We start from the raw sequence: 19,613 nt of genomic DNA on the forward strand, positions 1-19,613 counted from the left end.
CGGCGAATAGGTGGCCGGGCGCAAGCCGGCAGCATGCTGCCGGGCCAAAGTGGGTACATTCCCCAGGATAGTCGGAACAGTAGTGGCTTCCTTACCACTCCCTGCAAACCACAAAATAAACCAGCCTGTACCACAATTGAGCGGCCCAAAGGTTCAGCTCCGGAACCAGCCACGCTAAAGTCCGTACTTTTGAGCGATAATGGCCTCCAGACCGACCGTGTCGCGGAAGCCGCCAACATGGGTTTAAAAATACTTTTCACCGTTTTCCTGGTTTTGGCGAACGGCTTTTTCGTGGCTGCCGAGTTTGCCCTGGTAAAGGTGCGGATTTCGCAGATTGAGTTGCGTGCCCAGGAGGGCAACCGGCTGGCTCAGCTTACCCTGACCCTGATGCGCAACCTGGAGGCCTACCTGTCGGCCTGTCAGCTGGGCATCACCGTGGCTTCGCTGGCCCTGGGCTGGATTGGCGAGAGCGTAGTGGCTTCCATTATCCTGGGCCTGGTATCCAGCCTCAACCTCGACGTAAGCCCGGCCCTGGCCCATAGCATTGCCATTCCGGTGTCGTTTGCTACCATCACGGTGCTGCACATCGTCATTGGCGAGCAGGCGCCCAAGGTGCTGGCCATTCACCGGTCGGAAGCCCTGGCGTTGGGGGTATCGGTGCCGCTGCGCATTTTCTACGTTGTCACCTTCCCCTTCATCTGGGTACTGAACAAGCTCTCTACCCTGGTGCTGCGCCTGTTTGGCGTGCAGTCGGTTCACGGCCCGGAAGCCCACACGGCCGAGGAAATCATGATGCTGCTGGACCAGAGCAAGCAGAGCGGCGAGATTCAGGACTCCGAGCACGAGCTGATTGAAAACGTGTTTCAGTTCAACGACCGGATGGTGAAGCAGATTATGGTGCCCCGCACCAAGCTTTCGGCGCTGGATGTGAACGCCCCGGAGGAAACCATCCTCGAAACCGTGTTCAGCGAAGGCTACTCGCGCATGCCCGTTTACGAAGGCAACATCGACAACATCGTGGGCGTGCTCAACGTGAAGGACCTGCTGCCCATCATCCGGCGCGGCGAGCCCGTGGAGCTGGCCCGCATCATGCGTCCGCCCTTCTTCGTACCCGAAACCAAGAAAATCAACCGTCTGCTGCGGCAGTTTCAGCGTAAGCACATCGTCATGGCCATTGTCAGCGACGAATTCGGTGGGGTGTCGGGAATCGTCACCATCGAGGACATTATGGAGGAGCTGGTGGGCGAAATTCAGGACGAGTACGACAACGAGGTGCCCGTAGTGGAGAAAGTAGCCGAGGACGAGTACCGCGTCAACCCCGCCACGCCCATTTCCGATGCCAACGAGTACCTGCCCTTCCCCCTGCCCGAGGGCGACGACTACGAAACCGTAGGCGGCCTGCTCAACGTCATCTACGGCAGCATTCCCGAGGTGGGCGATGTAGCCGTGCTCGACCCCTACGAGTTTCGGGTGCTGCAGCGCTCGCGCCGGGCCGTGGAGCTGGTGCAGCTGCGCGTAACCGCGCCGGATGAGCGAGGTGAGCCCCGTGGCGACCTCGACGACGGGCTGTAGGCCTCATTATTGCTGGCCAAGGGCCAGCATCCCGGCCCCTCTGGCACCTTCAACCCAGGCATGCACTAGACGGGGCCCGCTGGGCTACCACCTATTACCGACTGCCGGGGTTACCCTAAGGCAATAACGATGAAAAAGCCACTCCGTTTTTCACTGCCGGCGATGCCGGCGGTGCTGCTGGCCATTGTGAGCATGGAGGGCGGGGCAGCTGTGGCCAAAGGCCTGTTCCCGGTGCTGGGGCCTGCCGGCACAGTCAGCCTCCGCATTGGCTTCTCGGCCCTGCTGATGCTGGCTCTTATTCGCCCGCCTTTGCGGCAGCTGCAGGGCGCCCAATGGCGGGCGGTAATACCGTTTGGCCTGGCCCTGGGCATGATGAACTTTATGTTCTACAGCGCCATGGCGCGCCTGCCGTTGGGACTGGCCGTGGCGGTGGGGTTTGTGGGGCCGCTGGGACTGGCGCTGGCCGGCTCGCGTCAGTGGCTTGATGTAGTGTGGGTGGCCCTGGCCGGCGTTGGCATTGCCCTGATTGTGCCCTGGAGCGGGCAGGGTCCCGACGTGCTGGGGCTGGTGTTTGCTTTAGCCGGCGGCGCCTGCTGGGCGCTGTACATTGTGCTGGGGCAGCGGTCGGCCACCGTATTACCCGGCCACCAGGCGGTGGCGGTTGGCCTGCTCATCGCCGCGCTGCTCATTCTTCCCTTTGGCCTGGCCAGCGGGCGCTTTCAGGCCCTTACCCCGCATCTGCTGTCGTTGGGCGTGCTTACGGCCCTCTTTTCAAGCATGCTCCCTTTTTCACTGGAGATGCGCGCGCTGCGCAGCATGCCTACGCGCACTTTTAGCATTCTAATGAGCCTCGAACCCGTGGTAGCGGCCCTGCTGGGCTGGCTGGTGCTGCACGAGCACCTCAGCCTCGGGCAATGGGTGGCCGTGGCGTGTATTGTCGTGGCCAGCGCCGGTGCTACTCTTACCGCGCGCCGCCCGGTTCCCATAGTCTCCGGCGACTAGCAGGCCGGTAGCCCTATGCCTTTGGTGGGCTCCTGACGACTCTTTTGATAAGCAAAAAGCCCAGTAACTAAGAAGTTACTGGGCTTTTCAGCGCTCCCTCCTGGGCTCGAATTTTATTCATTAAGTTATTTGTTATTAAACAGTTAATCTTTTGCTCGTACCGGTTTCCGTACCGGTTTTAGGCTCAAGGTCGCACCAGAGATGAGAATGGGTTCGGGTTGATAGGCCAAAGCTACTTCGTCTTCAGCCTTTCTTTCAGCGGGCGTGTAAAGATTGAAACGTTGCTCAAGGATCCTAGGAAATCCTGGTAAAATGTTCAGATCCAACCCCAACAAGGGGTGCCTTTGTTTCATCTGTTCCATTAAGCTTGCTGGGCTCAACTTACGCTCAAGATCTAAAGCAACTATTTCAGCCTTTAGGACTTGTAAGAAAAGGCGGGCTTTAGGGTTGAATTTAACTTCTACGCGTAAGTTTGGAGTATGACAACGGGTTGTTAAGAAGAATGGAATTATTTCATAACAATCCCAATCGAAACCGCCTGACTTGTAAGAGAAAAACCTAAACTTCGACAGCAAGGGCATTGCTTCAGCCCATCCCCGCCTATCAAGACAGGAGGCCCGGTCAAATATTTCTTTATCCTCCAAAACGCACCACCCGGCGTTAGGCTTGGATTTTACAATTAAGGCAACAGCGACGCACCAGGCAATTTCACTAGAGGCAAGGCGGATTGGTTCGAAAAGGCCCTCAGATATGCGTTTAGACATGCTCAAAAAGAAAAAAAGTGGTGCAAGCTTACTTTTCAAAGATAAGAGAGAAGCACGTTTAATGACTTATTCGTCATTGTGCCCTGCGCTGCAAATGCCGGACTTTGTCCCTGCATGGCGGCCAAGCATACCTCCCCTTTGTTGCACGAGCTGGCCCGTAGACTCAAAGCTGCGCGGGAGACAAGGAAGCTGACTTTGCAGGAGGTTTATGATGCCACGGGCATCCACGTGGGGCGCATTGAGTCAAGCAGAGTGAACATCACCGTCTTGACGCTGGCCACCCTCTGCCAACACTATCAAATAAGGCTGGCCGCTGTCGTTGAGGAGTTGGAGGCACTAGTTGAGGGCACCGACCAGATATAGAGCCAACCTCATCCCGGCCCCTAGCCAGCTCATAACAACTCCTTGATGAGTTGCTTTAAGCTCCGTTCGTCATAGTAGGGTGGGCTTGATGGCATTTGTGCCACAACGGAGGCTTCGTTTGACTTGGCTTGTAGGCTTTTCTTCTCTGTAACGCTCACAACGGGCACGCTCCTGCGCTTCTGCGTGATACCCACCTTTCGCTTTACCGGAGCTTTCTTTAAAGGGGCATCTAGAAATGCGAGGGCCTTCTCTTTTGCGGGAGCACTCCAAAAAACCTGTGCATTTACGTGGTAGATAACGGAACTACCGTTGCGCTCCGAGTCGATGAACCTCCTTTGCTTTAGGATGCTGATGGCTTGGCTGATAACGTTCCGCTGCCGATCAAGGGCCAGGCATAAGTCCTGTTGCAGGATTTGAATAGCATTTCTCCGATTCATGTGCTCGATGAAAAAGAGCAGAACGGTAAAAGCAAGGGGCTTCTCCAAGGACAATGCTCTGAGTTCTGGGCAAGCATTTCTGAACAAGAAAATAAAGTTGTCGTTGACCTCGCTTACCACACCGGTGCCAGGGTCTACCTTTTGCTTTGTATTACTCTTACTCACGAACTTACAACGGTTACCTGACTGCATTTTCAGCTTTTGGCATGTCTCATCCCAAGAGACATACATGTCTCCTTCGAGGAGACATACTCTACCGGTATGAAGCTGTTACATAGCCGATTGCATGTGGGGGCTCTTCTTATATCTAAATCGCCCGGGCCTGAGTCAGACTCAGGTCCGAGCGGTTAGCTTGAAACAGGCCCAGTTTTGAGCTTGAGCACGGTTTCAGGTGGGTTTGTGGGCGCGTCGGCGGGCTGGGCGGTTTGCGACGAGCCGCTCGGCGGGTTGCTTCAAGGCATCGCAGCCGTTTCGCTTCTGCCAGAGCATGACCTCGCTTAAAAGGAAGCGCTTGCCCTTGGCGCTGTCGTGGGTGACCACATAGGGCAGGCGGCGTGGGTGGCCGGTTTCTAGCCGGGTATAGTCGTGGACGGTCTGGACGTCGATGTTTAGGATTTTTGAAACCTGCTCGGCGGTGTACTGCTGGTCGGGCTTAGGTTGCTCCTGTAACCACATTTCTATGGTTTCCCGGACCACCGGTAGAAAATGCGGTATAAGTGCTTCAACGGGAAGTGAAATAGATGCACTGTTTGATTCCATCGAAAAGGAGAATATCGAGCGGGCATTTGTTGCAATCGCAACACAAAGTAAATACCTTTGTTGCATCTGAAACAAACATCAGCACAAAAAATCAAAACCTATTCTGAAATCTGTAGCATATGCTCAAACACAAGCTTACACCCGAACAAGTCCGAGCTTTCCAGAACGAGATTGAGGGTGCTTTTCGCAAATCGCTAGAACCTCAGACCATCCACGCTCGGATCGAGCAGATGGTTAAACTGTTTTCTAATGGAAACAAAAGTGCTTTTGGACGCCAGGCTGATTTGCAATCGGGTGTATTGGCAGGACTTATTGGGGGCCGTTTAAACAAGCCAAGCTTTGAGGTGATACAGCGCCTCACAAATGCCTACCCGCAGGTACGCGAAGAGTGGCTCATATCAGGGCGTGGGAGCATGCTAAAAGAAGCATGCAATCCGCAAGGCCTTAAAAGCTACTTGGAGTTAGTTAGAACCGATTTGTCTGCTCCACTTCCCACATCTGATTTTGAGAAAATCGAAGCTACTATACAGCAACTCGAAAGCTACGTTCACGCCCTATCATACTACGAGCCTGCATTTAAAGCTATTGAACAAGGCATTTACTCACACATCAATAAGGCAGAAGTACAAGACTACCCCCAACTTCTAGAGGCGGCTATAAAACAAAAAGGGGCTATAGAGAAAATCCGCGAGACCTATCTAAGCAAACTTGCGACTGGTGTCCCCTCTGAAAGTAGCCAAATCAAAGGCTTTATCGAAGTAGTAGAAACAAAAGGTCGCAGCGTGCTAATTTCGTTGAGCTCCATTTCTCACGTCTACCCCAACAGTCATAACGCTACCAACGCTGTAATCGAGCTCACCACGAGCAACAGCGAAGGCAATATCATCATCGATACCTCGACCTCCTTCGAGGACATAAAGGACCTTATTCAAGCTGCGGTGTAAGGGCAAGAGGAGCAGCAGACAGGGCGTACGCAGCCGCCGCACTACATTAGTGCTTTCTGCAGCCGCCCTTCCTTTATGCTCACGCCCGAACAGCAAGCCCGCCAGCTTATCGATGCTCAACTCAGCCTCGCCGGCTGGGTGGTGCAGGACTACAAACAGCTGAACCTGGGGGCCGGGGCGGGCGTGGCGGTGCGCGAGTATCCCACCGACTCGGGGCCTGCCGACTATGCCCTGCTCGTGGACCGCAAGCTGGTGGGCATCGTGGAGGCGAAGAAGGAAGGCACCTCGCTGACGGCCGTGGCCGACCAGACCGTGCGCTACCAGACCAGCGCCACCAAGCATGCCCCGCGGGTGGCCGAGCAGCTGCCCTTCGGCTACGAGGCCAACGGCCAGGAAATCCGGTTTGCCGATGCCCGCGACCCGGAGCCCCGCTCCCGGCCGGTGTTCGGCTTTCACCGGCCCGAGACCTTGCGGGAATGGACGCGGCAGTTGCACACGCTACGGGCCCGGCTGCGCACCTTGCCGGCCGTGAACGCCAACGGGCTGCGCGACTGCCAGCTCGAAGCCCTGCGCAACCTCGACGTGAGCCTGAAGGACGACCGGCCGCGGGCGCTGATTCAGATGGCCACGGGCTCGGGCAAGACGTTTACGGCGGTGTCGTTTATCTACCGCCTCATCAAGTTCGCGGGGGCCAAGCGCGTGCTGTTCCTCGTGGACCGGGGCAACCTGGGGCGGCAGACGCTGCAGGAGTTCCAGCAGTACACGGCCCCAGACGACGGGCGCAAGTTCACGGAGCTCTACAACGTGCAGCACCTGACTTCGAACCAGCTCGATACGGTGAGCAAGGTCACCATCACCACCATCCAGCGCCTGTACTCGATGCTGCGCGGCGAGGCCGAGTTCGACGCGGGCAACGAGGAACGCTCGGGCTTTGAGCTGAACGGCGAGGCGCCGCAGCGGCCCCGCGAGGTGGCCTACAACCCGGCCCTGCCGCCCGAGGCCTACGACTTCGTGGTGATTGACGAGTGCCACCGCTCCATCTACAACGTGTGGCAGCAGGTGCTGGAGTACTTCGATGCCCACCTCATCGGCCTCACCGCCACGCCGGCCAAGCAAACCTTCGGCTTCTTCAACCAGAACCTGGTGATGGAGTACAGCCACGAGCGCGCCGTGGTGGACGGCGTGAACGTGGGCTCCGACGTGTACCGCATCCAGACGGCCATTACCGAGCAGGGCAGCCGGGTGGAAAAGGGCAGCGCCATCAAGCGCATGGAGCGCCTCACGCGCAAGCGCCGCTGGGAAACCCTCGACGACGACCTGACCTACGCCGGTACCCAGCTCGACCGCTCGGTGACGGCGCCCGACCAGATTCGGACGGTGCTGGAAAAGTGGAAGGCCGTGCTCTTTACCGAGCTGTTTCCGGGGCGCGAAATCGTGCCCAAAACCCTCATATTCGCCAAGAGCGACAACCACGCCGACGACATCGTGGATTTGGTGCGGGAGGTGTTTGGCAAGAGCAACGAGTTCTGCAAGAAGATTACCTACGCCGCCGAGGAGAAGTCCGACGAGCTGATTAAGCGCTTCCGCAACGACTTCCACCCCCGCGTGGCCGTGACGGTGGACATGATTTCGACCGGCACCGACATCAAGCCCCTGGAGTGCTTGCTCTTCTTGCGCGACGTGCGCAGCCGCGTGTACTTCGACCAGATGAAGGGCCGCGGCACCCGCGTCATCGCCCCCTCCGACCTGGAGGCCGTGACCAGCGACGCCCCCGCCAAAACCCGCTTCGTCATCGTGGACGCCGTGGGCGTGACCGACTCGGAAAAGAAAGACACCGAGAGCGTGGAGCGCCAGCCCGGCACCCTGGGCTTCGAGAAGCTGCTGCACGCCGTGGCCCAGGGCAACCACGCGCCGGCCCAGCTCCGCAGCTTGGCCCAGCGCCTGGCCCGCCTCGACCGTCAGCTCACGCCCGATGACCGCGCCGCCGTGCAAACCCAGACCGGGGGCACCACGGTGCAGCAGCTCGCCGCCCGCCTCTACGACGCCGTGGACCCCGTGAAGCAGGAAGCCGAAGCCCTGCGCCTGGCCGCCGACGAGGCCCAGGCGGCCGGCCTCCCCGCCCCTGCCGAGGCCGATGAAGCCCACTGGCAGCAGGCCGAGCAGGCCCTCACCGAGCGGGCCGTGCACCTCTTCGACGACCCCGCCCTGCGCGAGCTGCTGGCCAAGGTGCACCGCCAGCACGACCTCATCATCGACCTGGTGAGCAAGGACCGGGTGCTGGCCGCCGGCTTCGAGAGCCGCACCTCGCCCGAGGCGGCGCAGGAAGCCCTGGCCCGGCAGCGCGTGGATAAGTTCCAGGCGTTTATCGAGGCTCACAAAGACGAAATAACGGCCCTGCAGCTGCTGCACAACCAGCCCTACGCCCGCCGCGCCCTCACCTTCGGGCAGGTGCGCGAGCTGGCCCAGGCCCTGCGCCTCGACCACCCCGAGCTGACGCCCGAAGGCATCTGGACAGCCTACGAGCAGCTGGAAAAAGCGCGGGTGCGCGGGGCCGGCCCCCGCACCCTGCTCACCAACCTCATCAGCCTCGTGCGCTTTGCCCTGCGCCAGACCGACACGCTCACGGCCTACCCCCTGAGCGTGGACGAGCGGTACCACGCTTGGCTAACCCGGCAGCAGCAGGCCGGCCGCGCCTTCAGCCCCGAGCAGCTGAGCTGGCTGGGCATGATGAAGGAAAAAGCCGCCACCTCCCTGAGCGTGGAAGCCGAAGACTTTACCTTGCCGCCCTTCGTGGACCAGGGCGGCTACGCCCGCGCCCGCCAGGTGTTCGGCCTGGATTTGCAGGCCCTGGTCGACGAGCTGAACGAGGCCCTGGCCGCGTAGGCCGCGCTGCCGCACCCTTCCGCTGGTAGGGTATTTTTAACTTTTCAATTTATATCCTACCTGTGAGGTAGGATATTCTTTCGCTTTTGAAAAATACCCTACCTCACAGGTAGCTTATTTTTCAGTTTTCAAAAAAAGCTGCCAACCACGCCGCGCCCACGCCGGCCGATATAACGAATGAACGAAGAACAGGAATTACCGCAGGGGTGGGTTTGGACACGACTTGGTGAAATTGCTTCTACGAGTAGCGGAGGTACCCCAAGCCGCAGCAATCCATCATACTTTACGGGCAATATTCCGTGGATTAAATCCGGCGAATTGGGCGATGGGTATGTCATAGAGCACAGTGAGTCCATAAGTGAAGCCGCTTTGGCAAGCTCAAGCGCCAAGCTGTTTCCAAAAGGCACTTTGTTGATTGCGCTTTATGGCGCCACGGTTGGCAAAGTGGGTATTTTGACAATGGATGCCGCCACTAATCAGGCCGTTTGCGGCATATTTCTGCCGCCTTGGGTTGAACTCAAATTTGCGTTCAACTACCTGTTTTCGCTTCGCCGAGAGTTCATCGAACAAGGCAAAGGCGGAGCGCAGCCAAACATCAGCCAAGACATTGTTCGAAGTACCCCCTTTCCCCTCCCCCCCCTCCCCGAGCAGCGGCGCATCGTGGCCAAGCTGGAAGAGCTGTTCAGCCGGCTCGATGCGGGGGTGGCGGCCGTGCGCCAAACCCAGGCCCTGCTGAAACGCTACCGGCAATCGGTGCTGCACGCGGCCGTGACCGGCGAGCTCACCCGCGCCTGGCGCGAAGCCCACCCCGCCCCCGCCGAAACCGGGGCCGCCCTGCTCGCCCGCATCCGCGCCGAGCGCCGGGCGCAGTGGGAAGCCGCCCAGCTCGCCAAGCGCGGCGGCCAGCTCCCGCTGAACGACTCTTGGAAAAAGAAATACGAGGAGCCTGCCGCCCCCGACACCAGCGAGCTTCCGGAGCTGCCGGCGGGGTGGGTGTGGGCGAGTATGCGCCAGCTAGGCGAAGTACGCTTGGGCCGCCAGCGGGCACCCCAGCACCATTCAGGCCCCTACATGCGGCCCTATCTGCGGGTAGCAAATGTTTACGAGGACCGGTTCGACCTGCGCGACGTGATGGAGATGAACTTCACGCCCGAGGAATATGAAGTGTATAGCCTTCGCGAGAATGATATTCTGCTAAACGAAGGACAAAGCCTAGAGCTTGTTGGTCGCCCGGCCTTGTATCGCAACGAGGTGCCGGGGGCCTGCTTTACAAACACGCTGGTTCGGTTTCGAACCTACCAAAATGTGCTGCCGAAATATGCCCTGTCGGTGTTCCGGTCATACATGCACAACGGCGTTTTCCAGAAAATCGCAAGTTGGACGACCAGCATAGCGCACCTCGGTGCTGACCGTTTTGCTGGCCTGCACTTCCCCCTCCCCCCCCTGGCCGAGCAAGCCGAAATCGTAGCCGAAGTAGAGCGCCGCCTCACCGTGCTCGATGCACTGGGCCAGACCCTGGTCGACGAGCTGAAGCGCGCCGAGCGGCTGCGCCAGAGCCTGCTGCACCGGGCCTTCACCGGCCGCCTCGTGCCCCAGGATGCCACCGACGAGCCAGCTGCCGCCCTGCTGGACCGGCTGCGTGAGGAAAGCGCAAAGGTACCGGCGAAGGGCAAGGCCGGGCGTGGGCGTAAGTCTAAAGCAGCAGAAGAACAACTGTCTATTGAGCTTTAACCAAACCCTTGTTCCACCATGCCCATTCTTATTAAGAACTGCTTACCCAACGCAACCAACTGGCCCGAACAGCTTGTTGTCGTCAACTGCGGCAAATTTTACCAGCGGCAGCGCGCGAATCAGGTGTACGCTTGTCCAGCTAAGAATGCGTCTTACTCCCACAGACGCTGCCTGTATTTAGGCATGTACTTGGACTTGGCGGTCAAATGCATCGCCCGGGTTAGCGGCGTGGTGGACATCGACCCTCTGGGCAATGCTGCTCCAAAAGTCCTCTGGAACAACGAGGACCCTTCGCAGTACAGCGATAATCAACTCATCGCCGACGCTTGCGAACGATTGACGGCTTGCTTCTCGCCCACCCACGCCAAATACTGCACTCCCCACCGGGTCTTCGTCCTCCGAGACTTCTCGGACACTCATTTTCGCACAGGAGACCGGTTTAAAATCAAGTATAGTAAACGATATTTCTGGGTGGGCGACGAGCAGGTGCGCGCCACGAATGCTGAAGAGCTGGCCCAAAATCTACGAGGCCTCAAGTGGACTTATTGGGAATAGTGCCTGCCTCTTATTTATCATCTCACATAATACTGCAAACCCATGAAAGCCAAAATCAACCGCACCAACTGGACTAACCAGCTCGACGTCGTCAACTGCGGCGAATTCCACACCCCACAGGTAAACAACGAGGTGTATGCCTGCCCGGCCAAGGGCGGCGCTTATTCCCACAAACGCAGCGAGTTTATGGGCATGTATTGGGGCAAAGCGGTAAAGCGCGTAGGCCGCATCCTGGGCGTAGTAGACGTGCACCCGGCCAACTCCGCTCTCGACTGCGTGCGCTGGAACAACGCCGACCCGGCTGTGCTGGACAACCCGGCTCTGATTAAAGAGGCGCAGAAGCGGCTGCAAGCCTGCTTTCCGAAAGAGGCCAAGGCATTTCACATGACGCCGCACCGCGTATTCGTGCTGGACGAGCTAACCGAAACCGACTTCCGCAAAACCAGCTCCGGCGGCATGTTCACGTCCAAAATGTACTTCAACGTGGACCGCTACCATCCCACGTCGACGGCCAACCTCGCCGAGACCCTCAGCACCAAGACCTGGGCCGAATACGGCCGCTAACGATACCCCATGCGCTGTTCAACCTTCCTCGCCCTGGCCTTGCTGCTGGCGCCCCTTCGCGGATTCTGCCAGAGCTACTCATCGTTGCGCTCGGACTTCGTAAGCGCCCTTTTCAGCGACAACGCGAACCGCTACAAAGGCGACATCGAGTCGTTCATTCGCAACCCCGAAAACGCCGCAGAAAAGGCAGAAGCAGAGGCCTTGCTTTCTACGTTCAAGCTGCTGAACGATGACACCAGCGAGCAGCCCTACGTGTGCCAATTCAACAGCGTCATGAGCCAGGTCGGTCTCTCCTACCGCGCCTCGGCTACCACCAACCCCTACCTGCAGCTTCTCAAGGTGCAGGTAAAAGGGCGCTACGTGGTGATTCTAAAAAACACCCATCGGCAGAGCGGGTACATGGCCTACTTCACCGGCGCTTCCCTCGACAAAACCAGCACCTCGCGCATCAGCCGGGGCATCGGCCCGTTCAGTTGCGCCCGAATGACCCGTACCGAGAAACCTTACTCCTACGCCTACGCAGGAGCCAAGAAGAACGAGTACAACTTTAACGAGCGTATCCCCTGCCCATAAAGCCCGGTCAAGACGCTTCCTAACATCCGCACCTTGTTCTGCCCCCTCTATAGCTCTGCTTGCTGCTTCCCCCGATGCACGAATCCCACGACTACGAAAAGAAAAGCTACCGCAAGGCCTTCGGCAAAACCGCCGACCACAGCGACCTGGCCAAAACGTGCGTGTGCCTAGCCAATGCCCGGGGTGGCACCTTGCTAATCGGAATCGAGGACGACCACGAGCTACCGCCCCCCGACCAGCGCATCGACCAGGAGGATGCTAACCGCCTGCTGCAAGCCCTAGCGGGCCGCTGCCTGAACGTGGGCCTAGCCGACCCGCAAATCATCACCAGCCCCAACGGCGGGGAGCACCTCCAGCTCCGCATCCATCCCTCCATAAGCACCATCGCTACCACGGCCGATGGCCGGGTGTACATGCGCCTGGGCGAGCAGTGCCGCCCCGTGGTGGGCGAAGACCTGCTGCGCCTCGCCAGCGAAAAAAGTGGCTTCCAATGGGAGCTGCAGGCCCCGCAGCGGGTCACGGTCGACCAATTGAACCCGGCCGAAATCAAGTTCTTTCTGCAAAAAGTGCGGGAAGCCCCTTCGGATAAGGTAAGCCCTTTTGAGAAAAGCAAGTCCGACAACGAGCTGCTGGCTCACTACAACCTCGTCCGAGAAGACGGCCAGGTTACCAACCTGGGCATCCTGTGGCTTGGCACGCCGGCACAGCGCGCCCGCCTGCGCTACGGCCTGATAGTGCAATACATGGTGTACGACGAGGCAGAGCGGCGCATCCGCAAGGAAATCTGGCTCGACCACCAGCTCAACCCCCTCCACCTACTCGAAGACATTCTAACCCGGGGCGTTGAGCTGCACTACTACCACGAAGTACCCAACGGCATCTACCGCCGGCAGGTGCGGCGCTACCCCGAGGCGGTACTGCGGGAGCTCCTGGCCAACGCCTTCGCGCATCGGCTATACACCACGGGCACCGACGTGGCCATCCGGGTTTACCCTGACCGGCTGGAGGTAGAGAGCCCGGGGCATCTGCCCTTGGGCGTGACGCCCACCACCATCCTGCACGAGCGGGTACGCCGCAATCAGGCCCTGATGGAGACGTTCCAGGCAACGGGCCTGATGGAAGGGGAAGGCTCTGGCTACGACCTGATTTACGAGAAGCTAAGCCGCGATGCGAAGCCCCTCCCCGAAATAGACGACACCTACAATAACCTCCGGGTCATTATCCAGGCCAAAGCGCCAAACCCTACCGCTGTCGCCCTGCTCGATACCCTGGCCCGGTATTATGAGTTTAGGCAAAAGGAAATTATCACGCTGGGCATTATTGCGCAGCGGGGCACCATTACCGCCCCAGTTCTCGCACAGGCTCTCCAGCTCAGGCAGGAAGAGCGGCTACGTACCTGGCTGGGGCGCCTGCTGGAATGGGACATCGTACTGGCCCGGGGCGTGAAGAAAGGCACCGAATACATGGTCAATCCAAAAGCCTATGCGGCAGCCAACCTCGATGTTAAGCCCAGCCTGAAAACCTTGGAACCACACCGCCTGCGAGCCCTCATAGCAGAAGACCTAAAGGCCTACCCAAACAGCCTCATGTCCGAAATACACCGCCGCCTCGAAGAGCTTTCCTTGGAGGACATCCGCAAAGAGGTGTACCGAATGGTGGCCGACGGGACGGTGGGTAGTACCGATGGCAAGACCTATCGGCGCTATTTCGTCCTGCCATAAAAAAAAAGGATTGAAAAAGAAACGAAAAAGAAACCGCGTTTACAGAGCGAAGAAGCAGTTTTTTCTTTTTTCAACCTGCTAAAAAAATTATCAAACGCAAAAAGGAATTACAGCTACTATGCTAATTCCCTCCCCCATCCCATGCGCCAACCCACCCTTAATGCTACCGCCCAATCCCTCGTCCAGCGCGTCTGGGGCTACGCCACCGTGCTCCGCGACGACGGCGTGGGCTACGGCGACTACGTCGAGCAAATCACCTACCTCCTCTTCCTCAAAATGGCCGACGAGCAGGCCGGGGCGCCCAACGCCCCTGCCGTGCCCGAAGGAAAGGACTGGGCCAGCCTGCGCAGCCTCGAAGGCGACGCGCTGGAAGTGCAGTACCGCCACATCCTTACCGACCTGGGCAAGGAGCCTGGCATGCTGGGCGTCATCTTCAAAAAGGCCCAGAACAAGATTCAAAACCCCGCCCGCCTCAAGCACCTGCTGGCCCTGATAGACCGCGAAAACTGGTCGGGCTTAGGCTTCGACGTGAAGGGCGAGATATACGAGGGCCTGCTGCAGAAAAACGCCGAGGACGTGAAAGGCGGCGCCGGGCAGTACTTCACTCCGCGCCCGCTCATCCAGGCCATCGTGGAGGCCGTGGCCCCGCGCCCGGGCCAGACCATCTGCGACCCGGCCTGCGGCACCGCTGGCTTCCTGCTGGTGGCCCGCGACTACCTCGTGGATACCTACGGCCAGGAGATGGACCGCGAGCAGCTCAGGTTCCTGCGCGACCACACCTTCCACGGCACCGACATCGTGGACTCGGTAGTACGCCTGGCCGCCATGAACCTGTACCTACACGGCGTGGGCTCGACGGAAAGCCCGGTACGCAACCAGGACTCCCTCCTCTCCGACCCCGGCGAGCGGTACGACTTCATCCTGGCCAACCCGCCCTTCGGCAAAAAGAGCAGCATCACGGTGATGAGCGAGGAAGGCCAGACCAGCAAGGACACGCTCAGCTACGAGCGCACCGACTTCGTGGCCACCACTAGCAACAAGCAGCTCAACTTCGTCCAGCACATCTACACCATCCTCAAGGTAGGCGGCACAGCGGCCGTGGTGCTGCCCGACAACGTGCTGTTTGAGGGCGGCGCCGGCGAAACCATCCGCCGCAAGCTGCTGCAGGACTGCGACGTGCACACCCTGCTGCGCCTGCCCACCGGCATCTTCTACGCCCAGGGCGTGAAGGCCAACGTCCTCTTCTTCGAGAAGCGCGCTGCCGCCGAGCAGGCCCAGACCAAAGAACTGTGGGTGTACGACCTGCACACCAACCAGCACTTCACCCCCAAGGGCAACCCGCTGCGGCTCGAACACCTGCAGGACTTCATCGCCTGCTACGGCAAGCCGGGCCAGCGCAGCAAGCGCCAGGAAACCGAGCAGTTCCACTGCTACGACCTGGCCCAGCTCCTGGCCCGCGACAAGGTAAACCTCGACATCTTCTGGCTCAAAGACGACGCGCTCGAAGACAGCGCCACCCTCCCCGCCCCCGACGTGCTGGCCCTCGAAATCACCGAGAACCTGCAGGCCGCCCTGGCGCAGTTCGCCAGCATCGCCGAAGAGCTGGAAGCAGCCGAATAAGCTTTATTATTTCCGTAACCCGTCTGAGCCGGCTTCATCTTTGGATGAAGCCGGCTCTTTGCGTCAGAGAGAGGCATACCTATCATATGCCCCGTAAGCACGCAGGTAAGCGACAAAAACGCTGTATCCTTGCTTAGCTACCCGCGTAGCCGGTATGAGTGCTGCGATGGCGCGAGGTCAGCATTAAGCAAAGCCCTCTGGCTACTTTAAAAAAATTGAAAATTTTTCGGGGACGTAGGCATCCCTTGTTATACCCCCGGGCTTGCCCGATGGGGAAACACCTAAATAACCCAAGAGCCTGGTCTTTTTTAGAATACCCCCAGGAAAGCCGCCACCCAAACCAGCAAGAACCTCTTTCAGGCTCCGCAGATGCGGCGGTCTTCTTGCGTTGTACTTACTCGTAGGCCAAACGACTTGCACAGCATCCGGCACAACGACCCGGCTTTGTAGAACCGAGAAGAAGTATTTGCTCACAATGCCACGCCGCCGGGGCCGGAAGCTGAACCCGGCTGTGGAGGGTCCGGTTCGGCTCCCAATTGCTTCATGAAGCAATTGGGGCAACTGATAACCAGCACCGAAGGCGCAGCCAGCTGCTTACCTTGGATTAATGGGGCGCAGGCGCAGCCCGGCGAACCCCAACGCGAATACCAGAGCCACGCTCAGCAGCAGCTTGCCAAGCCCCCGAAAAGCCGTGGGCAGCTCGGGCTGGCTGCTGAACCTGTGCATGGGCTCTTTGGCGTAGTCGGCGTGGTGGAAGGCGGCCTTGCGAAAGAGGTACGGATAGTAGAACGCCCGCAGCGTGTCATGGTAAGCCACGGCGCTGCGCTGGAACTTCAAGTGCGTGGGCAGGTCGGTAGCAGCCAGCGCGTTGAGGCTGCTTTGGACGCTAATGGCCGGAGAAAGCAGATTAAGCTGCTCAACCAGCTGATAGCGCTGCTGCAGGCCCTGGGCATAGGCCGCGGCTTGTGGGGCCACCGCTACGTCGCCAAGGTGCTGGAAAGCATAGTACCAGCGCCAGGCAAACCGCTCCCGGATGGTGCTCGTATCGCGCCATTCGGGGTGCAGGGCGAAAAAGCGCTGCATGGTCTGCTGCTTGGGCCGGTCCCAGCCGGCGTGGATTTCTTCCCGCTGCTTAATGGTCAGCTCAATGCCCTGCGGCACGGGGCGGGCAGCAGCCACCCAAAGGTTAAGCAGGCTGGGCACCAGCACCACCAGCAGCAGCCAGACTCCCAGCAGGGTCACGGCATTGAACGCCGAGGTTCGCTGTAGCGCCGTGACTACCAGGGCCACACCAAACCAGAACAGGCAGTACAGGGCCGTCAGCCCCAGCCACACGGTTACGCGGCCATCGGGCGGCACGCGTGCCCAGAGCATGCCCACCGCCGACAGCAGGGCAGCCAAGCCGAGCACCAGCCCCACGCGAAAGGCCAGCTTGGCACCCACCACCACACCGGCGCCGACGGGCTGGGCCAGCAGCAGCGTCAGGATGCCTTCCTCCCGCTCGGCGGAAAGCAGGTTAAAGCACAGGGCAATGATGAGCAGCGGAAACAGGTACACGAGCACGAAGGCCAGGTCGAAGTTGCCGCTGAGCACCTTCAGGGGGTTGGTGTTGTCGGTGGCATAGAGCTGATTGTGCAGGCCCAGCAGGCGCAGCTTCATATAGTATGGGTTTACGTCGCGCAGGCCCAGCGAAAGGGCTGCCCAGGGGTCGGGGGGATTGACGGCGTAGGTGCTGTGGTAGTAGCCGATGTCGCCGGCGTCGGTCGAATCGGGAAACTTCACCTGCAGCTCGGCCACGTTGCGGCGCGTAAGCTCGGGCAGGGCAGCCAGGTGCTGCCGCTGCCGCCCTACTTCCGTAGCACCGTAGTAGATGCCATAGAGGCCGGTGAGCAGCAGCAGGCTGCACAGCAGCACGAGGCCTTTGGCCGCGCGAAAATGCCTCCATTCGGCGGCCAACAAAATCCAGAATGTATTCATAAGGTTTTAAACCAATCGGGAGGTGGAAATCAGGCGCATCCCCAGCCAGGTAAGGGCCACGGCCCAGAGCAGCAAAGCGGCGGCCGGCAGCAGCAGGCGCGGCCCTGCCCAGCCGAGTGGAGGCGCCTGGTATGTAAAAACGGGCAGCTGCTTCCAGGTGCTGGCGTCGAGCTTACGCTCTTTGTCGCCGTAGCCCATCCCGGTTTGCAGGCCATTGAGGCGCTGCACGAGGTGGTAGCGGTACTTTTCGGCGGCCTGCTGAAAATGCACGTAGTGGGCAAAGTCGGAGCCGGCCAGCGTCATGGAGAGGGGACGGATGGCCTGGTAAGGATTTAGCAGCCCAAGCCAGTCGGACAAGCGGTTTTGCCGCTCATAGGTGGCGTTAAGCGCCGCGAAGTGCTGCTGGTACACTTTGGCCGAGTACTCCTCGGCGGCAGCCATCTGAATGCCGGCGAAGCTTACCGGCAAGTGCTGTACCGAGTCGACGCCGTATTTTCTGAGCGTAGCCGCTTTGAGAGCTTCTACGCGCTGGTCCTGCGGGTCGTGGCCATTGATGCCGTGCTGGGCCTCGTCATGCACGGCTGCGTCCATCTGGGCCTTGGTCACGGCCGGGTACAGCGTAGCGCCCAGGTTGGCGGTTGCTTTGGGCATGATGATGCAGCCCAGACTCCACAGGCCAAGCAGGGTAACCAACGCCGCGCGGGAACTGGCCTGCCGTGCCGACACCACCACCGTTCCCACAATGATGAGAAAGAAGTACACGGCATAGCCCAGCACAAACAAGCCCAGCCGCAGCAGCAAATCGGCGGTAGAGGCAAACGCCTCTCCGGTAAAGAGCAGGGTGGCCGCCAGCGCCAGGGCCGGCAGTACCACCAGCGCCACGGCCCGGCTGTAGCCCTGAATCTTGCCCCAGGCCAGCTGCCGCAGCGTGGCACCCTGGCTTAGCAGCAGCTTCAGGGTACCTGTTTCGCGCTCCTGCGTGAAAGCCCCGAAGCACAGAAATACGATAAGCAGCGGCACCAGCATTTGCAGTACAAAGGCCACGGTCAGCTCGCCAAAGCGAATAAGCGAGCCCGATTGCTGGGACTGGCTGAAGTTGACGCTGTTTTGCTGGTGCGCCTCGAGGTAGACGGTGGTGCCGGTGTAGGAGTCCACGCCCGCGTCAAGCAGGCTCAGCCCCGACTTCGGCCGGAACGCGAACGAGCCGTAGTGGGCCACCCGGTGCGGATGCCGGTTGGGCTGGTTGCGAAACTGGTCGTTTACCGTTTGCTGGGCCAGCTGCCGCTCCTGTTGCAGGGTGCGGTACGAGGCGCGCCCCACCAGCGTCGCAGCCAGCAGCAAGGCCAGCATCAGCATGCTCAGCACCAGAAAACGCTTGTCGCGCAGGGTGCTGACAAATTCTTTTTGCGCTATGCTTTGAATCATCGGCGGGCTAGTTGTGCATGTAGGTGAGGTAGAGCTGCTCCAGCTCCTGGGCGTTGAGCGCGGCGGTGGAGCGCACGTCTACCAGCTCGCCTTCGCGCATGATGCCCACCCGGGTGCCCACTTGCTTGGCCCGGAAGATGTCGTGGGTGGCCATGAGCACGGCCGTGCCCTGCCCGCTGAGGCGGGTCAGCAGCTGCGAAAACTCGTTGGATGCTTTCGGGTCGAGGCCGGAGGTGGGCTCGTCAAGCAGCAGCACCTTGGCGTGCTTGGCTACCGCAATGGCAATGCCCACTTTCTGGCGCATGCCCTTGGAGTAGGAGCCCACCCGCCGCCGCACCGCTTCAGCCGGCAGCCCGGCCTGGTCCAGGTAAGCCTGCAGCTCGCTTTCGGAGTATCTGAAGCCGGCCAGGCTGCTGAACAGCGCCAGATTCTCCAGGCCCGTCAGGTGCGGGTAGAGCATCACATTTTCGGGGATGTACGCCAGGTGCGCTTTAACCTTGAGCGGGTCGGCCGCCACCTCCAGGCCGTTGACATAGGCCGCGCCCGAAGTCGGGGCTATAAAGCCCAGGAACAGGTTGATGGTGGTAGACTTGCCAGCGCCGTTCTGGCCCAACAGGCAGAACACCTCGCCGGGTGCGATTTGCAGGTTCAACCTGCGCAGGGCGAGCTTGCCGGGGTATTCTTTGCGCAGTTCGCGCGCTTCCAGAATGTAAGTCATATGCA

At 59.8% G+C, this 19,613-nt stretch carries 16 protein-coding genes and 1 pseudogene; 11 read left to right on the plus strand and 6 right to left on the minus strand.

The window, feature by feature from the left end; genetic code table 11:
* The first annotated feature begins 237 nt into the window (after positions 1–237).
* Both ABD919_RS12575 and ABD919_RS12580 read left to right on the plus strand, forming a co-directional pair.
* The gene (locus ABD919_RS12575; RefSeq protein ID WP_345236481.1) at positions 238–1,572 is read left to right on the plus strand and encodes a hemolysin family protein; all 1,335 of its coding nucleotides are present in this window, start codon (positions 238–240) and stop codon (positions 1,570–1,572) included.
* A gap of 129 nt (positions 1,573–1,701) precedes the next feature.
* The gene (locus tag ABD919_RS12580; protein WP_345236370.1) at positions 1,702–2,574 is read left to right on the plus strand and encodes an EamA family transporter; all 873 of its coding nucleotides are present in this window, start codon (positions 1,702–1,704) and stop codon (positions 2,572–2,574) included.
* Between the two features lie 143 nt (positions 2,575–2,717).
* Here the strand turns inward: ABD919_RS12580 and ABD919_RS12585 are convergent, their stop codons facing one another.
* The 3 genes from ABD919_RS12585 to ABD919_RS12595 all read right to left on the minus strand — a co-directional run bounded on the left by ABD919_RS12585 (position 2,718) and on the right by ABD919_RS12595 (position 4,972).
* Entirely contained in the window at positions 2,718–3,338 is a 621-nt protein-coding gene (locus tag ABD919_RS12585; protein ID WP_345236371.1) for a hypothetical protein, read from the minus strand.
* A 392-nt stretch (positions 3,339–3,730) separates the two neighbouring features.
* Positions 3,731–4,186 carry a hypothetical protein gene (locus tag ABD919_RS12590; RefSeq protein ID WP_345236372.1) on the minus strand — a complete coding sequence of 152 codons (456 nt, stop codon included), beginning with the start codon at positions 4,184–4,186 and terminating at the stop codon, positions 3,731–3,733.
* 339 nt (positions 4,187–4,525) lie between these two features.
* The gene (locus tag ABD919_RS12595) at positions 4,526–4,972 is read right to left on the minus strand and encodes a hypothetical protein (RefSeq protein WP_345236373.1); all 447 of its coding nucleotides are present in this window, start codon (positions 4,970–4,972) and stop codon (positions 4,526–4,528) included.
* A 44-nt stretch (positions 4,973–5,016) separates the two neighbouring features.
* On the opposite strand from ABD919_RS12595, the gene ABD919_RS12600 reads away from it, so the two are divergent.
* The 9 genes and pseudogenes from ABD919_RS12600 to ABD919_RS12640 all read left to right on the plus strand — a co-directional run bounded on the left by ABD919_RS12600 (position 5,017) and on the right by ABD919_RS12640 (position 15,488).
* The gene (locus tag ABD919_RS12600; RefSeq protein WP_345236374.1) at positions 5,017–5,841 is read left to right on the plus strand and encodes a hypothetical protein; all 825 of its coding nucleotides are present in this window, start codon (positions 5,017–5,019) and stop codon (positions 5,839–5,841) included.
* A gap of 75 nt (positions 5,842–5,916) precedes the next feature.
* Complete coding sequence (locus ABD919_RS12605) at positions 5,917–8,724, plus strand: type I restriction endonuclease subunit R (RefSeq protein ID WP_345236375.1); 2,808 nt, start codon at positions 5,917–5,919, stop codon at positions 8,722–8,724.
* Positions 8,725–8,901: 177 nt separating this feature from the next.
* Positions 8,902–9,351: pseudogene (locus tag ABD919_RS23990) on the plus strand (restriction endonuclease subunit S); the annotation flags it as partial.
* A 33-nt stretch (positions 9,352–9,384) separates the two neighbouring features.
* A complete protein-coding gene (locus ABD919_RS12615) occupies positions 9,385–10,455 on the plus strand; it encodes a restriction endonuclease subunit S (protein ID WP_345236377.1) in 1,071 nt (356 codons plus the stop codon).
* Between the two features lie 18 nt (positions 10,456–10,473).
* A complete protein-coding gene (locus ABD919_RS12620) occupies positions 10,474–11,010 on the plus strand; it encodes a hypothetical protein (RefSeq protein WP_345236378.1) in 537 nt (178 codons plus the stop codon).
* A 42-nt stretch (positions 11,011–11,052) separates the two neighbouring features.
* Positions 11,053–11,574 carry a hypothetical protein gene (locus ABD919_RS12625; protein WP_345236379.1) on the plus strand — a complete coding sequence of 174 codons (522 nt, stop codon included), beginning with the start codon at positions 11,053–11,055 and terminating at the stop codon, positions 11,572–11,574.
* A gap of 9 nt (positions 11,575–11,583) precedes the next feature.
* Complete coding sequence (locus tag ABD919_RS12630) at positions 11,584–12,147, plus strand: hypothetical protein (protein ID WP_345236380.1); 564 nt, start codon at positions 11,584–11,586, stop codon at positions 12,145–12,147.
* A 74-nt stretch (positions 12,148–12,221) separates the two neighbouring features.
* Positions 12,222–13,868, plus strand: a complete 1,647-nt coding sequence (locus ABD919_RS12635; RefSeq protein ID WP_345236381.1) for an ATP-binding protein — start codon at positions 12,222–12,224, stop codon at positions 13,866–13,868.
* A 141-nt stretch (positions 13,869–14,009) separates the two neighbouring features.
* Entirely contained in the window at positions 14,010–15,488 is a 1,479-nt protein-coding gene (locus ABD919_RS12640) for a class I SAM-dependent DNA methyltransferase (RefSeq protein WP_345236382.1), read from the plus strand.
* Positions 15,489–16,082: 594 nt separating this feature from the next.
* Here the strand turns inward: ABD919_RS12640 and ABD919_RS12645 are convergent.
* From ABD919_RS12645 to ABD919_RS12655, 3 genes are read right to left on the minus strand one after another with little or no spacing between them, the layout of a single operon-like run.
* On the minus strand, positions 16,083–17,465 hold the full coding sequence (locus tag ABD919_RS12645) for an ABC transporter permease (RefSeq protein WP_345236383.1): 1,383 nt from the start codon (positions 17,463–17,465) through the stop codon (positions 16,083–16,085).
* Positions 17,466–17,471: 6 nt separating this feature from the next.
* Entirely contained in the window at positions 17,472–18,890 is a 1,419-nt protein-coding gene (locus ABD919_RS12650; protein WP_345236384.1) for an ABC transporter permease, read from the minus strand.
* A gap of 7 nt (positions 18,891–18,897) precedes the next feature.
* Positions 18,898–19,608, minus strand: coding sequence for an ABC transporter ATP-binding protein (locus tag ABD919_RS12655; RefSeq protein ID WP_345236385.1), 711 nt, complete (start codon positions 19,606–19,608; stop codon positions 18,898–18,900).
* Positions 19,609–19,613: the final 5 nt, after the last annotated feature.

This window comes from Hymenobacter saemangeumensis (assembly GCF_039541835.1).
Lineage (GTDB): Bacteria > Bacteroidota > Bacteroidia > Cytophagales > Hymenobacteraceae > Hymenobacter > Hymenobacter saemangeumensis.

What these genes read in the sequence shown, in the direction of transcription:
- ABD919_RS12575 (WP_345236481.1), top strand. Translation starts at nt 238, where the DNA reads ATGGGTTTAAAAATACTTTTCACCGTTTTCCTGGTTTTGGCGAACGGC.
- ABD919_RS12580 (WP_345236370.1), top strand. Translation starts at nt 1,702, where the DNA reads ATGAAAAAGCCACTCCGTTTTTCACTGCCGGCGATGCCGGCGGTGCTG.
- ABD919_RS12585 (WP_345236371.1), bottom strand. Translation starts at nt 3,338, where the DNA reads ATGTCTAAACGCATATCTGAGGGCCTTTTCGAACCAATCCGCCTTGCC.
- ABD919_RS12600 (WP_345236374.1), top strand. Translation starts at nt 5,017, where the DNA reads ATGCTCAAACACAAGCTTACACCCGAACAAGTCCGAGCTTTCCAGAAC.
- ABD919_RS12605 (WP_345236375.1), top strand. Translation starts at nt 5,917, where the DNA reads ATGCTCACGCCCGAACAGCAAGCCCGCCAGCTTATCGATGCTCAACTC.
- ABD919_RS12620 (WP_345236378.1), top strand. Translation starts at nt 10,474, where the DNA reads ATGCCCATTCTTATTAAGAACTGCTTACCCAACGCAACCAACTGGCCC.
- ABD919_RS12625 (WP_345236379.1), top strand. Translation starts at nt 11,053, where the DNA reads ATGAAAGCCAAAATCAACCGCACCAACTGGACTAACCAGCTCGACGTC.
- ABD919_RS12630 (WP_345236380.1), top strand. Translation starts at nt 11,584, where the DNA reads ATGCGCTGTTCAACCTTCCTCGCCCTGGCCTTGCTGCTGGCGCCCCTT.
- ABD919_RS12635 (WP_345236381.1), top strand. Translation starts at nt 12,222, where the DNA reads ATGCACGAATCCCACGACTACGAAAAGAAAAGCTACCGCAAGGCCTTC.
- ABD919_RS12640 (WP_345236382.1), top strand. Translation starts at nt 14,010, where the DNA reads ATGCGCCAACCCACCCTTAATGCTACCGCCCAATCCCTCGTCCAGCGC.
- ABD919_RS12645 (WP_345236383.1), bottom strand. Translation starts at nt 17,465, where the DNA reads ATGAATACATTCTGGATTTTGTTGGCCGCCGAATGGAGGCATTTTCGC.
- ABD919_RS12650 (WP_345236384.1), bottom strand. Translation starts at nt 18,890, where the DNA reads ATGATTCAAAGCATAGCGCAAAAAGAATTTGTCAGCACCCTGCGCGAC.
- ABD919_RS12655 (WP_345236385.1), bottom strand. Translation starts at nt 19,608, where the DNA reads ATGACTTACATTCTGGAAGCGCGCGAACTGCGCAAAGAATACCCCGGC.